General features: G+C 73.3%; 9 protein-coding genes. 3 read left to right on the top strand and 6 right to left on the bottom strand.

What is annotated here, in order from left to right:
- Positions 1-62 precede the first annotated feature (62 nt).
- Positions 63-1,331 carry a phosphatidylserine decarboxylase gene (locus tag AB0I21_RS00575; protein WP_344501781.1) on the top strand — a complete coding sequence of 423 codons (1,269 nt, stop codon included), beginning with the start codon at positions 63-65 and terminating at the stop codon, positions 1,329-1,331.
- Positions 1,332-1,960: 629 nt separating this feature from the next.
- On the opposite strand, the gene AB0I21_RS00570 is transcribed toward AB0I21_RS00575, so the two are convergent.
- The 5 genes from AB0I21_RS00570 to AB0I21_RS00550 all read right to left on the bottom strand — a co-directional run bounded on the left by AB0I21_RS00570 (position 1,961) and on the right by AB0I21_RS00550 (position 8,450).
- Positions 1,961-2,920, bottom strand: coding sequence for a CDP-alcohol phosphatidyltransferase family protein (locus AB0I21_RS00570; RefSeq protein ID WP_360558117.1), 960 nt, complete (start codon positions 2,918-2,920; stop codon positions 1,961-1,963).
- 290 nt (positions 2,921-3,210) lie between these two features.
- Positions 3,211-3,939: an NUDIX domain-containing protein gene (locus AB0I21_RS00565; RefSeq protein WP_360557958.1), complete on the bottom strand. Its 729-nt coding sequence runs from the start codon at positions 3,937-3,939 to the stop codon at positions 3,211-3,213.
- A 108-nt stretch (positions 3,940-4,047) separates the two neighbouring features.
- Positions 4,048-4,983: an NUDIX domain-containing protein gene (locus tag AB0I21_RS00560; protein ID WP_344501783.1), complete on the bottom strand. Its 936-nt coding sequence runs from the start codon at positions 4,981-4,983 to the stop codon at positions 4,048-4,050.
- 73 nt (positions 4,984-5,056) lie between these two features.
- Positions 5,057-6,610: a glutamine-hydrolyzing GMP synthase gene (gene guaA, locus AB0I21_RS00555; RefSeq protein ID WP_360557956.1), complete on the bottom strand. Its 1,554-nt coding sequence runs from the start codon at positions 6,608-6,610 to the stop codon at positions 5,057-5,059.
- A 154-nt stretch (positions 6,611-6,764) separates the two neighbouring features.
- A complete protein-coding gene (locus AB0I21_RS00550; protein WP_360557955.1) occupies positions 6,765-8,450 on the bottom strand; it encodes a GMC family oxidoreductase in 1,686 nt (561 codons plus the stop codon).
- A gap of 117 nt (positions 8,451-8,567) precedes the next feature.
- Between AB0I21_RS00550 and AB0I21_RS00545 the strand changes: the two genes are divergently transcribed.
- Complete coding sequence (locus AB0I21_RS00545; protein ID WP_360557954.1) at positions 8,568-9,800, top strand: hypothetical protein; 1,233 nt, start codon at positions 8,568-8,570, stop codon at positions 9,798-9,800.
- Here AB0I21_RS00545 and AB0I21_RS00540 read toward each other — a convergent pair.
- A complete protein-coding gene (locus tag AB0I21_RS00540) occupies positions 9,778-11,037 on the bottom strand; it encodes an ABC transporter substrate-binding protein (protein ID WP_360557952.1) in 1,260 nt (419 codons plus the stop codon). The two genes, AB0I21_RS00545 and AB0I21_RS00540, sit on opposite strands and share 23 nt — an antisense overlap.
- 202 nt (positions 11,038-11,239) lie before the next feature.
- On the opposite strand from AB0I21_RS00540, the gene AB0I21_RS00535 reads away from it, so the two are divergent.
- Positions 11,240-14,440: a nitrate- and nitrite sensing domain-containing protein gene (locus tag AB0I21_RS00535; RefSeq protein ID WP_360557951.1), complete on the top strand. Its 3,201-nt coding sequence runs from the start codon at positions 11,240-11,242 to the stop codon at positions 14,438-14,440.
- Positions 14,441-14,442: the final 2 nt, after the last annotated feature.

Below are 14,442 nucleotides of genomic sequence, written 5' to 3'. Positions count from 1 at the left end.
GCGGGGCGCGTTCCCCCGCCGGCCTTTTCGTTTGCAGGTATTTCTTGAGGAGCCCTTCAGACATGACCCAATTTCCCGTTGGCGGCGCGTCCGGCGTCTCCCGCCGCCCGATCCAGATCGGTGACCGCGCCGCCCGGGTCCTCGCCTCCGAGCTCGCCCGTCACGGCGGGCCCAAGACCGGCCTCCTGGTCGGCGCCGCGGCCGGCTCCGCCACGCTCGCGGCGGCGATCGACGCGCTGCTGCCCGACGACCGCCTGACCATCGTCGCCACGTCCGGCGCCTCGGCGGCCGCCGGGGCCGTCGCGGCGCTCCGGGAGCACGTCGAGCGGCAGGGGCGCTGGGTGTCCGACCGGACCCGCGTCGTCGAGTCGCTCACCGAGGCGGAGCCCGCCGACGTGGTGATCCTGGCCGAGCCCCTCGCGGGCAGCGCCGACGACGCCCGGGCCGTCCTCGCCGGCCTGACCAAGCTCGTCACCACCGGCGGCGTCCTCACGGTCGTCGTCCCGGCGACCCGCCTGCCGAGCGGCGCCGCCGACGAGGTGGAGCGCCAGGCCGCGCTGTACGGCGTGGGCAGCGACCTCGTCCTGCGCAACGTGCCGCCGGTCCGCGTGCACCGCCTCCGGCACACCCCGGCCCACCACGCCGCGGCGCACAACCTGCTGCCGGCGCTGCGCCCCTCCAGCGTCCCCCTCACCCGGGGCATGCACATCGACTCCAACGGCGTCGCCGCCGCCGGCATCGCGCTCGGCCTCGCCGCCCTGGCCAAGGCCGCCCGGCCGAAGTCGAAGCTGTGGCTGGTCCCGGCCCTGGCCGCCGCGCCCGTCGCCGCGTTCTTCCGCGACCCGCAGCGCGACGTCCCCGAGGACGCGAGCGCCGTGGTCGCCGCCAGCGACGGCAAGGTCCTCGGCGTCGAGCGCCTGCACGACAAGCGCTTCGGCGACATCGAGTTCCTCCGCATCGCGGTCTTCCTGTCCGTCCTCGACGTCCACGTCAACCGCGCCCCGGTCGCGGGCAAGGTCGTCGACTACTTCGTCGAGGACGGCGGCTACGCGGCCGCGATGAAGCCGGAGGCCGAGCACAACGTCGCGGCGTACACGCTGCTGGAGACCGCCCACGGCCCCGTCGCCGTCGTCCAGCGCACGGGCCTGATCGCCCGCCGCATCGTGCAGCGCGCCCCGGTCGGCTCCCTGCTCGCCAAGGGTGAGCGCTTCGGCCTGATCCGCTTCGGCTCCCGCACCGACGTCTACCTGCCCGCCGACAAGGCCACCCCCGCGGTCGCCCCCGGCGACCGGGTCGTCGGCGGCTCGACGGTCATCGCCACCTGGCTCTGAGCCCGTCCTCCCCGGGGCCGGCGGAGATCACACTCCCCCGGCCCCGGCACGGCACACCCGCCCGCGAACCGGCAGCCCCCGCGTACGGCGCCAACCACGCGTTCGCCCAGCTCCCGGCACACCTGTTCCCAGCACCCCGCCCCACTCGACAGACGCTGATCAATGCCCGGCATTACGGCCTTTGCGCCACAGAGCCTGCGCGATCCACCCCCCAAGCTGCTCTCTAAACCGGGGCGGATCGTGCAACGTCCATCCGCACGGCACCGAGCGCGGCACTTGAGCCAAGGGCAGCCCAAGCACCCCGCACGCAGCGACGGCCGCACGTTCGCCCACCTCCGGCAGACCTTGCGATCAGCACTCCGCGCACGGCGACGGCCACACGCTCGCCCACCTTCCGGCGCACCGGCACCCAGCGCTCTGCACCACCCCGACAGACACTGGTCAATGCCCGGGTTTGCGGCCTTTACGCCAGATGTTGCGTCGTCCGCCCTCAAGTTGATGGCTGGAACCGAAGGTGGATCGCGTGGCGCCTGTCCGGGTGGTGGTCGGTCGCAGTATCGGGTCAAGGGAATAGCGAAGCGCCCCGCGTCCGGGCAGCCGGAGGCGGGGCGCTGCGAGGTGCGGGAAGGTCAGGCGGCGGCGTGGCGGCGCTGGCGGAGCCAGAGGATCGGGCCGCTCACCAGGTACGCCAGGACCACGGCGACGAACGTCAGGCGGAAGTCCACCAGAGCACCGACCACCGGCAGGGCGAAGAGCCACGGCGGCAGCTTCACCAGGCGGGCGAGCTTCGCATACGGGAAGCTGGACACCATCGCCAGGCCGAGCAGCGCGACGCCGGCCACGCGCAGTGCCGGGGGCATCTCCGGGGCGATCAGCGTGGCGAGGGCGAGCACCGCCGCACACATGGTGGTCGGGACGCCACAGAAGAAGCGGCCGTCCTTCGGGGAGACGTTGAAGCGGGCCAGGCGGATCGCGGCGCAGGCGGCCACGAGCGCGCAGGCGGGCACGAGGGCGGCGGCCGGGGCCGAGTCGCTCAGCCAGGCGTAGACGACGACGGGCGCGGCCAGGCCGAAGGAGCACATGTCGGCGAGAGAGTCCATCTGCGCGCCGAACGGGCTGGCGACGCCGAGGCGGCGGGCCAGGAAGCCGTCCAGGCCGTCGAAGACGACGCAGGCGATCAGCAGGGTGGCGGCGATGCGGACGTCGCCGTGGTTCACGGCGACGAAGATCGCGCACAGGCCCAGCAGGAGGCTGCTGATAGTGCAGGCGTTGGCCAGGGCGAAGCGGATGCGGCGGCCGACGGTGCGCTCGCCGGGCAGCAGCGGGATGCTGAAGCTCGACGCCTCTTCCGTACCCAGGGAGACCGACGGGACGGCGGGGCTGACCGGCGCGACAGACACCACGTCTCGTGACAGTCCGTCACGGCGGCGCATACGCAGGCGCGGGAGCCGGACCCTGCCCTCGCGGGTTTCGGTCTCGGCGGGCGGCGGCATGAGCAGCGAGGTGGCGCCGGCGACGTTGCCGTCACCGCGACGACCGACCCGCCCGGCGAAGAGCACCTGGCGGGCGAGCGAACCGCTGCGTCGCAGCCGGCCCGCCCACTGTCTGCTGCCACCGGGGCGCGGACTGTCCGTGGTGCGTCGTCGCTGCCAAGGTGCTCTCGGCACTGATCCTCCATGCAGGAACGGGGTTCCCACGGTCGCATTCCGGGGCCCTTTGCCCCACTGTGTCCGTCTTCGCGAGACTGCCTCGCGATCTACACCATCGCATATCGTGTCGCGCTTGGCGATGGCTCAGATAGGAACCAGCCTAGAAACATGCTCGTCGGGTGCTGATGCCGGACTACTCAGCGTAGTACCAAATTCACCTGTAATTTATCTTAACGACCACGATCACTGTCCCGTCGCGGGAGTGAGGCGGCCCACTGGACCACCTCCGTGAGCTGAAGGCCGGAGAGCTCGGCCCGGTCGAACCAGGCCGCGGCCGCGGTCGATCCGCCGGCGGCCTCGGTCACTCTGGGTGTGGTCGGCGAGGGCACCAGGACGCGGTAGAGCGCCCGTACGGCGTGCCAGTTGATCGGGTAACCCTCCGGGCCGATCGCGCCCGGGTTGCGCCGGTGGGTGACCCCGAGCAGCTCGGTGATCTCCCCGTGCTGGGCGGTCTCCTCGACGAGCTCGCGCAGCAGCGCCTCGCCGGGCTGCTCGCCGGGGTCGGTGCCGCCGCCCGGCAGGTGCCACTTGCCGGCGCCGGGGTAGCCGGGGGCGATCTGAGTGAGCAGCACCCGGCCGGCGGGATCGGTGACGAAGCCGTACGCGGCGAAGCGCTGCCCGGTCGGCAGCCCGTTGGGGTCGGGCCGCTCGGTGAAGTCGCCGACGGCCGCGCCGGGGGCCGGGGCGACCTCGAAGACCACCCGGTCCTCGTGCAGGTCGGGCGTGATGACGGCGTGCACGTCGAGCACCGAGAGCACCACGACGGACAGGTCGGCCTGCTCGACGAAGTGCCGGACCATCGCGGTCGCGGGGCTCTCGCCGTGCCGGACCGGCCCGCCGACGTCGTCGGTCCCTCCGGGTCGACGGCCGTAGACGGTGATCACCCGGGCTGCGCACATGGCGCCAAGCGTAGAACGCGCCCGCCGCAGAGCAGGACCGGGCAGCACCACACAAAGCACAGCAAAAGCACAAACAGAGCAAAAAGACCAAAATGGCAAAGGCAGGAGCTAGCGCAGGCCCGCCCCGCGCAGCGCCTCCTCGGTGACCTCCGTCAGCTGCAGCTCGTCGAGGTCCTCGGGGTCGAACCAGCGGGCCTCGGCGGTCGAGCCGCCGACGTCGTGGATCACGGGACGGCTGGAGCGCGGCACCTGGACGCGGTAGAACGCGCGGACGCCGTGCCAGTCGATCGGGTACCCCTCGGGGCCGAGCTGGGCCGCGTCCCGGTGCGACGCCACCCCGAGCAGCTCGACGATGTGGCCCTCCTGCCCGGTCTCCTCCACCAGCTCGCGGATGAGCGCCACGCCGGGCTGCTCGCCGAAGTCGGTCCCGCCGCCGGGGAGGTGCCAGGAGCCGCCGCCCGGGTACCCGTCGGAGATGCGGGTCAGCAGGACCCGGTTGCGCCGGTCGGTGCAGACGGCGTAGGCGGCGAAGCGCTGGGCGCGGTGCAGGCCGTCGGGGCCGGGCACGGCGTAGAAGGACGGCACCTCGGGCACACCGTCGGGGCGCAGGTCGACCGCGGCCTCCCGCAGGCCGAGCGCGTCGGCGGTGAAGCGGCGCAGCGGCAGCTGCTCGGCCTCCTCGCGGGTGACCCAGCGGGCCAGGTCGGTGGGCTGGCCGACGCGGTCGCGCAGCGCGCCGCCGCGCACGGTGACCTCGTAGATGAGGCGGTCGGTGTGGATGGTCAGGCCGCGGTCGGGCAGCGCCCGCATGTCGGCGAGCACGTCGCGCAGCCGGGCGACGGCGACGGACAGGCCGGTCTCCGCGGCGGTCTCCCGCACGACGGTGTCGACCGGCTGCTCACCGTGGTCGACAGCCCCGCCGGGCAGCGACCAGACTCCGGGCGTGCCGGCCTTCGCCGACGCCCGGACCAGCAGGAACTCGTCGGAGTCAGCGATGACGCAGTAGGCCGCGATGCGCCGCAGCGGCTGTAACGCAGGAGTCACGTCGATAAATTGTCCGGCATTTCAGGCCAGTCGCAAGAGCGACGCTCAGACCAATGGGTGAATGAAGAAACACTCACTCCCACTCGATGGTGCCCGGCGGCTTGGACGTCACGTCCACCACCACGCGGTTGACCTCGCGGACCTCGTTGGTGATCCGGGTGGAGATCTTCGCGATCAGCTCGTGCGGCAGCCGGGACCAGTCGGCGGTCATGGCGTCGTCGCTGGAGACGGGGCGCAACACGATCGGGTGACCGTAGGTGCGGCCGTCGCCCTGGACGCCGACGCTGCGGACGTCGGCGAGCAGCACGACCGGGAACTGCCAGACCGACCGGTCCAGGCCGGCGGCGGTGAGCTCCTCGCGGGCGATCAGGTCGGCCGCGCGCAGGATGGCGAGCCGCTCCTCGTCGACGGCGCCGATGATCCGGATCGACAGGCCGGGCCCGGGGAACGGGTGCCGCATGACGATCTCCTCGGGCAGGCCGAGCGCGGCGCCGATCGCGCGCACCTCGTCCTTGAAGAGCGTCCGCAGCGGCTCGACCAGCGCGAACTGCAGGTCGTCGGGGAGGCCGCCGACGTTGTGGTGCGACTTGATGTTGGCGGTGCCGGTGCCGCCGCCGGACTCGACCACGTCGGGGTAGAGGGTGCCCTGGACGAGGAACTCGACGTGCTCCTCCGCGTCCAGGTCGCGGGCGGCCTGCTCGAAGACCCGGATGAACTCCCGGCCGACGATCTTGCGCTTCTGCTCCGGGTCGGTCACGCCGGCCAGGGCACCGAGGAAGCGCGCGGAGGCGTCGACGACCTTCAGGTTGATGCCGGTGGCGGCGACGTAGTCCTTCTCGACCTGCTCGGCCTCGCCGGCGCGCAGCAGGCCGTGGTCGACGAAGACGCAGGTCAGCTGGTCGCCGACGGCCTTGTGCACGAGGGCCGCGGCGACGGCGGAGTCGACGCCGCCGGACAGCGCGCACAGCACGCGCTTGCTGCCGACACGGGCGCGGATCGCCTCGACCTGCTCCTCGATGATGTTGTTGGACGTCCAGGTGGGCTCGATGCCGGCGATGTCGTGCAGGAACCGGCGCAGCACCTCCTGGCCGTGCGGGGTGTGCGCGACCTCCGGGTGGAACTGCACGCCGGCGAGCCGCCGCGACACGTCCTCGAACGCGGCGACCGGCGCGGCCGGCGAGCCCGCGGTGACCGTGAAGCCGGCCGGGGCGGCGGTGACGCAGTCGCCGTGGCTCATCCACACCGACTGGGCGTCGGGCAGGCCGCGCAGCAGCACGCCGCCGCCCTCGGCGATGCTCAGCGGGGTGCCGCCGAACTCGCGAAGCCCCGTGTGGCTCGCCTCGCCGCGCAGCGCGACCGCCATCGCCTGGAAGCCGTAGCAGATGCCGAAGACCGGCACGCCGGCGTCGAACAGGGCGGGGTCGACCTGCGGGGCGCCCTCCTCGTAGACCGAGGAGGGGCCGCCGGACAGGATGATCGCGGCGGGGCGCTTGGCGAGCATGTCCGCGACCGGCATCGAGTGCGGGACGATCTCGGAATACACGTGCGCCTCGCGCACCCTGCGGGCGATCAGCTGCGCGTATTGGGCACCGAAGTCGACGACGAGAACCGGCGGCGGCGTGGTCATGCGTCGAGCCTAGTCGGCGCCCCGGGGTGACCTGCGCCTCACTGCCGCTCTTTTCAGCCTTTGCCGCGTCGGTACCGCGGTGCCGCGCACGTTCGTCACGAAAGGCGCTCCTGTCGCCGTTGCTGCGTCGGTACCGCGGTGCCGCGCACGTTCGTCACGAATGGTGCTCCTGTCGCCGTCGCGGCGCCGGCACGGCGGTGACGCGCAACGCCGCCGGCGCGCCGGCCGGGACGGCGGGGTTGGCCGGCGGGACGGGTGGCACCGGGACGTAGGTCTCGCCGAGCGGCGGCCGGGGGTCCTCCTCGCCGCGGTTGGGCCACATGGACATGGCCCGCTCCGCCTGGGCGGTGATCGTCAGGGACGGGTTGACGCCCAGGTTGGCGCTGACCGCGGCGCCGTCGACCACGTGCAGGCCGGGGTGGCCGTAGACGCGGTGGTAGGCGTCCACGACCCCGTGCTCCGGCGAGTCGCCGATCGGCGCGCCGCCGAGGATGTGCGCGGTGACCGGGATGTTGAAGACCTCGGTCCAGCTGCCGCCGGGCATGCCGCCGATCTCCTCGGCGAGCAGCCGGACGGCGTGGTTGCCGGCCGGGATCCAGGCCGGGTTGGGCTCGCCGTGGCCCTGCGACGTGGTGAGCTTGCGACGGCCGGTCCAGCCGCGGCGGAGCCGGACGTTGAGCGAGTTGTCCAGCGACTGCATGACCAGGGCGATCACCGTCTTGTGCGACCAGCGCCGCACGGAGAGCACCCGGGTGTGCCGGATCGGGTGCCGGAAGAACGCCCCGAACCAGCGCAGCGGCCGCAGCGGCCCGCCGTCGGTGAGGACGGTCTGCAGCAGCCCCATGGCATTGGAGCCGGGTCCGTACCGGACGGGCTCGATGTGCGTGTGCGCGTCGGGGTGGAACGAGCTGGTGATCGCCACGCCGTCGGTGAAGTCGACGTCCTTGCGCAGCGAGCGGGCGCCGAGGATGGACTCGGAGTTGGTGCGGGTGAGCGTGCCGACCTTCGCCGACAGCCCGGGCAGCTGCCCGTCGGCGCGCATCCGCAGCAGCAGCTCCTGGGTGCCGAGGGCGCCGGCGGCGAACACGACCTGCGCCGCGTGGAACGCCCGGCGGTCCCGCCGCCGCCCGGTCCCGCGGGTGTCGACGCGATAGCCACCGTCCTCAGGTCGTACCGACGCCACCGTCGTCAACTGGTGGACCTCTGCGCCGAGCCGCTCAGCCAGGTGCAGATAGTTCTTCACCAGGGTGTTCTTCGCGCCGACCCGGCAGCCGGTCATGCATGAGCCGCAGTGCTCGCAGCCGTGACGCAGCGGTCCGGCCCCGCCGAAGTACGGGTCGACGCCCGACTTGCCGAAGTACACCCCCACGGGGGTCTGATGGAAGGTGTCGCCGACGCCCATCCGCTCGGCGACGGCCTTGATCGCCAGGTCGGCCCGGGTCATGCGGTGGTAGACGCTGACGCCGAGCATGCGCTCGGCCTGGTCGTAGAAGGGCGCGAGCTCGGCGCGCCAGTCGGCGATGCCGCGCCACTGCGGGTCGTCGTAGAACTGCTCGAGCGGCCGGTAGAGGGTGTTGGCGTAGATCAGCGACCCGCCGCCGACGCCGGCGCCGGACAGCACCAGCACGTTGCGCAGCAGCTTGAGCCGCTGGACGCCGAAGCAGCGCAGGGCCGGTGCCCACAGGAAGCGCTTGGCGTCCCACGACGTCTTGGGGAACTCGTCGTCGGCGAAGCGCCGGCCGGCCTCCAGGACCGCGACCGAGTAGCCCTTCTCGGCGAGGCGGAGCGCGGTCACGCTGCCGCCGAAGCCCGAACCGATGACCACCACGTCATATCGCACGCCTCATGGTGACTCACCAGTAAGTTACTGGGAAGTACCCAGTTTCGCATCGGCCGGCGTCAGTCCCGCCGGAGCGCCTCCCCCAGCTACCAGGCGGGGTGCGGCACACTGAGGCGCATGGCGAGACTTCCCGGCGGGCTGGCCGCCTGGCGTGGCCGCCGGCTGCTGCGCGGTGCCGGCCCGGCGCCCATGAAGGAGCACTGGGGCCCCGACACCGCCAAGGTGACCGCCGCCCGCCACACGGTCCTGCACTCGCTCGTGACCGAGGCGGCGAAGTACGCGGACGCGACCCCACCGGTCGCGGTCACCCTCGCCGGGTCCGGCACCGTCCGGTTCACCGGCGGCGTGCTGCGCGTCGGGCTGCCCCTGGTGTGGGGGCTGCCCGCCGACCATCTGCGCATCGTCCTGGCGCACGAGCTGGCGCTGCCGGACACGAAGCACCCCGAGCTGGTCCGCGGTCTGCTCGTGGCGGCGGCGGACGCCAAGGTGCACGCCGCGACGGGTCCGCTGCGGGTCGCGGTGGAGCAGGTCCGTGACGCGGCGGCGATCGCCGCGGGCGGTGGCGGGCTGTCCGGCGTCGAGGACGCGGCCGCGGCGCTGCTGCGGGCCGCGACGATCGAGGCGGCGTTCGCCGCGTTCGCCGCGGCCGAGGGCCGCCACCTGCTCACCCCTGACGGTGCCGCCGAACCGGCCGCCGAACCGGTGCCGGTGCGGATCTCGGACCTGCACGCCGGCTGGCGGCTGCGCCTGTCGCGGTGGGGCGCGCCGGCGGTCGACGGCGGCGCGCTGCTCGACGAGGTGCCGCTGCGGCACCCCGGGCTCGCCGCCGAGCTGCGCGCCATCGGCGAGGCGCCCCGGCCCGGACTGGCCGGCGACGCCGTCGACGTGGAAACCCTGACCGCCGAGGAGGAGCGCACGCTCGCCGCCGAGGTGATCGGGGGCGACGGGGAGTGGACGCGCTTCGAGCAGCTGCCGGTCGAGGTGTACGGCGCAGAGGTCGAGCGCCAGGCCCGCGAATACGTGCGGGCGGTGCGGGCCGTGCTCGGCCGCGACCCGGACGACCGTGACGAGCTGGCCGGCACCCTGCTGCGCCGGCCGGTCGACGTGGAGCGGGCCCGGCGCGGCGAGACCGCCGCCGACGACCAGCCGGCGCCGCCGTGGATGGGTGTCGTGCTGCTGTCCGTGCTCGTCGAGCACACGCTGCTGCGGCAGGGCTGGCGGCGGGAGCACCCCCTGGTGGCCCGGCGCCTGGTCGCGCCCGGCGGCGAGGTGCTCGACCTGAACGAGCTGTACCAGAAGCCCGACGAGCTGCGGCGGCTGCTCGCGGCTACAGGCTCAGCGTCGGGGTAGCCGCCAGCTCGACGGGGTGGATCACCAGGTAGCCGTTGGGGGCGTGCTGCTCGACGACGCAGGCGCCGAGCTGGTTGTAGCCGGCGCCGTCGAACCGGATCCCGTTCCACGGCATGACGATCTGGGTCGCCGGCAGCGAGAACTGCTGCACCGCGTTGCGGATCGTCGGCGGGCTCAGGTCGGTGGTGACGGTGTTCATCGCCAGCGCGAGCAGCATCGTCGCGGTGAACGCGGCCGCCGCGACCTCGGTCAGCTTGGCGTGGAACGCCTGCTCGTACATGCCGCCGACGACCCTCGCGACGGGGTTGCGCCCCGCGAAGTCCCCGGACCAGCCCGTGGCCCGCAGCACCTGGTTGTTGCCCTTGACCGTGTCGAGCGCCCCGACACCGGGGCCGAGCGCGATGACCGGCGCCTTGCCCTTGAGCCGGCCGGCGAGCTCCACCGCGGCCGCCGCGTCCTGCGCGTTGAGCACGAAAGCGAGGACGGCGTCGCCCTTCTCGACGAAGCTGCTGTCGCCGGCGCCGCCGGACTCCAGGGCGATCTGCTGCTTGCCGCCGATCTCGTAGCCGGCGGCGAGGCTGAGGTCCTCGATCGAGGCGCGCACGTTGGCGAGCTCCTCGCCGACGGTGCCGCTGGCCTTGCCCATCGCGGTGATGACCCGCTTGAACTCGTCGCCGGTGTCGCGCTCCCGGTACAGCAGCGCCAGTGCGGTCGAGATCGCCTGCCGGTCGCTGGGCTGGATGCGGAAGTGCGCCGCCCGGTTGAGGTCGGCGAACGTGTCCGCGGTGCTCAGCGCGTCGACGAGCGCGACGCCGATGGTGTCGGTCTCGCGGCCGGCGGGGGCGGCGACGTCCAGGGTGTCGGCCAGGACGAGCCCGACGGCGCCGTCGTGCACGAGCCGCGACGCCTCCTTCTCGACCTTCTCCGGCGCGCTGTCGCTGTTGCCGACGACGAGCGTGAGCTTCGTGCCGTTGCGCAGGCCGGCGCCGGCGGCCAGCGGCAGGGGCAGCTTCAGGTCCGTGACGTCGTTGTTGACCAGCTCGATCGCGAGCTTCGCGCCGAGCTGCGCCTGCTGGCCGATCGCGGCGTTCGGCCCGGTCGTGGAGACCAGCAGGCCGATCGCGATCGACGCCGGCGGCTTCGGCGCGGGGTTGCCCTTGCTCGTGCAGGCGGTCAGAAGCAGCGCGGTGACCACGGCGAACGCGGCCACGGCGGGCCGGCGGCCGAGGGTGTGCACGACAGGAAGCTCCTTGGGACACGCGGCTGGTCGGACGGTGCGTATCCTTCCCGTCTGGTCGATGCGTTTCAACCCCGAAGTCGAATGCCAAGTAATGTGACCTGGACCACAATGCCGTGGTTGGACAGATGTCGCAACCCTGGTTTGATAAGGCTCGCACGCTGCCCAGGCAGCGCGATGACGCATGCGAAAGGTGTGAGGGGTGCAGACCTTCGCTTCGCCACCTTCATCGAGGGCTCCCGCCGTCGTCATGAAGGTGAACAGCCACCGGCGCCGCAGGCCAGGGGAGCCGCAGCGGCGCAGCGCGTCGCTGTTCCGGGTCCGCGACTGGCGCGTGCCGACCAAGCTCGCCGCCGTCCTCGTGCTGCCCGCCGTGGCCTTCCTCGTCATCGCCGGCGTCCAGATCAACGCCTCCGTCCAGGACGCCTCCAAGCTTGACCAATTCGCCCAAGGGGTCAAGGTCGGCCGCCAGTTGACCAATCTGATCCACTATCTGCAGCTGGAAAGGGACCGAACGGCCGGAGTTCTCGCCAAATCGACCACCGTCCAAGCGCCGAGTGGCTCGACTTCGAGCAACCAGGAGCTGGCCGCGAACTACGCCGCCACCGACGCGGCCCTCGCCGCCTTCTCCGCCGCCGCCCGCCCGCTGCTGGCCAACCCGATCTTCAACCAGTCGCAGAACCGGGTCGCCGCCGACTTCGCCGACCTGCAGCTGGTCCGCGAGGGCGTCAAGCAGCGGTGGCTGCGCCAGGACGCGGTCTTCGACCAGTACTCCTCCACCATCCAGCACCTGTTCGGGCTCGTCCCCGACCGCCCCGACATCGGCGGCGACTCCCAGTCGGTCACCGAGGTCGCCTCCCTCATGGACCTCGCGCAGGCCAAGGAGCTCAAGGACCAGCTGCGCGGGCGGATCTTCGCGGCCGCCAGCGCCGGCAAGTTCGCCCCTGACGACTTCGAGACGTTCTCCGAGATCCAGGCGCGGCAGGTGGCCGCCGCCGAGCGCTTCCGCGACTCCGCCAGCCCGCGGCACCTGGCCCTCTACGACCGCAACCTGCGCCAGACCGCCGTCGGCACGGTCGCCCGCCTCCAGCAGCAGGTCATCTCCCGCGCCCGGGGCGCCGCCGTCGGCGTGACCCCCGAGGAGTGGTGGCTCGCCAGCACCAGCGAGCTGGACTACATCCGCACCATCGAGCAGGAGCTGCTCGAGGACGCGATCGAGGGCGCCGCCAACCGCAGTGCCTCGCAGCGCACCGACGCCATCGTCGCCACCTCCGTGATCGTCCTGGTCATGCTCATCGCGCTGCTGCTGTCGTGGCTCATCGGCCGGTCGATGGCGCGCTCGCTGCGGCAGCTGCGGGCCCAGGCGCTCGACGTGGCGCAGCACCGCCTCCCCGAGGCCATCCAACGCCTGCGGACCCTCCCCCGCGGCGAGACCGTCACCGTCGACACCACCACCAGGGTCCGCTCCACCGACGAGATCGGTGAGGTCGCCGACGCGTTCACCGCCGTGCACCGCAGCGCCGTCAGCCTCGCCGTCGAGCAGGCCGTCATGCGGCGCAACGTCAACTCGATGTTCGTCAACCTGGCCCGCCGCTCGCAGACCCTGGTCGAGCGCCAGCTGCAGCTGCTCGACCAGCTGGAGTCCGCGGAGACCGACCCCGACCAGCTGGCGAACCTCTTCCGCCTGGACCACCTCGCCACCCGCATGCGCCGCAACGACGAGAACCTTCTCGTCCTCGCCGGCAGCGAGGCCACCCGGCGCTGGGCGCAGCCCGTGTCCCTCTCCGCGGTGACGCTCGCGGCGATGGCGGAGATCGAGCAGTACGCGCGGATCCGGCACGACGTCGCCACCGACATCTTCGTCGTCGGGCACGCCGTCTCCGACATCGTCCACCTGCTCGCCGAGCTGCTCGAGAACGCGACCACGTTCTCGCCGCCCGACACGGTCGTCACCGTGTCCGGCTGGCCCTCGAAGCAGACCCGCGAGGCCACGATCGTCATCGAGGACCGCGGGCTCGGCATGACCGAGTCCGGGCTCGTCGAAGCCAACGACCGCGTGTCGGCGCCGATCGCCATCGACGTGGCCGCGTCCGAGCGGATGGGTCTCGTCGTCGTCGGCCACCTGGCCGCGCGGCACGGCGTCCAGGTCCGGCTCGACGCCTCCGACGAGGGCGTCACCGCCTACGTGACCCTGCCCGCCCGCCTCCTGGCCGCTCCGCCGGAGGGCGCCGGGCTGTACCACGGCAGCGGCAACCGCATCGCCGGCATGTCGCGGCTGCCGATCGCCGCCGACGAGGCGCGGCCCGTGCCCGCGATGATCTCCGCCGAGGACGCGCCGACGGCCGTCCTGCCGGCGCTGCCCGGGCGGCCGAGCGGGGCCGGCACCGCCGGGTCGCCCGCCGAAGGGGACGTGCCGGCGGTCGCGGCGCCGCCGCTGCCGGCGGGACCGGTCGCCCTGCCGACCTGGCCGGTCGCCGCCTCCGCTTCGGGCGCCGCTGCCGCCGATGCCTCCGCCGCCGCGAGTGCCGAGCCGGTGCCGGCGTCGGTTTCGGGGGCGCCCGTGTCCGGCGTGCCTGTCTCCGGTGCGCCCGTGTCCGGTGTACCGGTGTCCGGCATGCCGGTGTCCGGGATGCCACTGCGCGCGGCGCCCGTGTCGGGGGTGCCGGTCTCGAGCATGCCTGTGTCGGGTGCGTCGGTCTCCGGTGTACCGGCGTCGGGCGTCCCGGCGTCGAGCTTCGGACTTCAGAGCCCCGGCGTGCCTGTCGCAGGGGTTCCCGCTTCGGGCGGTCCGGCCGGCCCTGTCTCCGGCGGCCCCGGGCCGCAGGTGCCGGGGCCGCGTGTGCCCGTGGCCGGCAACGGTGCGGGCCCTGGTGTGAGCCCTGGTGTGGGCCCTGGTGCGCCCGTCTCGGGTGTGCCGGGGGCCGGCGGTGGCCCGGCGGGTCCCGCCTCGGGGCCGCCCGCGCAGCGGACCGCGAACGGTGGGCCCGCCGCGGGCGCGCAGCGGCGCGGGCCGAGCCGGGCCGAGGACATCATCGGCGCGGCCGCGCGGGGCAACACCGCGCCGCCCGCCAAGGGCACCCGCTGGTGGTCGCGGGGCGGCGCGGGTGACGCGCCGGCGTCGTCGGCCCCGGCGGTCCCGGCGCAGCGGACCCCGGTGACCGCGGGCACGAGCGCCAGCGGCCTGCCGATCCGGGTGCCGCTGGCACAGCTGCCGGGTGACACTGGGCAGGCGGAGACCAGACCTGACGTGACCCAGCCGATCCAGGTCTCGTCGCACACCGAGCCGGACCCGGCGAGCGTCAGCAGCATGCTCACCCGGTTCTACAGTGGCGTGCACCGGGCCGCGAACGAGGACGAGGTACCCACGGTGCCGATCAACGATCATCGAGGGAGCACGGCGTGACC

Source organism: Dactylosporangium sp. NPDC050588 (assembly GCF_040654975.1).
Lineage (GTDB): Bacteria > Actinomycetota > Actinomycetes > Mycobacteriales > Micromonosporaceae > Dactylosporangium > Dactylosporangium maewongense.
This window is presented reverse-complemented; position numbering and strand designations above follow the sequence as displayed.

Excerpts from the sequence above, each read along its gene's own strand:
- AB0I21_RS00575 (WP_344501781.1), top strand. The coding sequence starts at position 63 with ATGACCCAATTTCCCGTTGGCGGCGCGTCCGGCGTCTCCCGCCGCCCG.
- AB0I21_RS00565 (WP_360557958.1), bottom strand. The coding sequence starts at position 3,939 with ATGTGCGCAGCCCGGGTGATCACCGTCTACGGCCGTCGACCCGGAGGG.
- guaA (WP_360557956.1), bottom strand. The coding sequence starts at position 6,610 with ATGACCACGCCGCCGCCGGTTCTCGTCGTCGACTTCGGTGCCCAATAC.
- AB0I21_RS00545 (WP_360557954.1), top strand. The coding sequence starts at position 8,568 with ATGGCGAGACTTCCCGGCGGGCTGGCCGCCTGGCGTGGCCGCCGGCTG.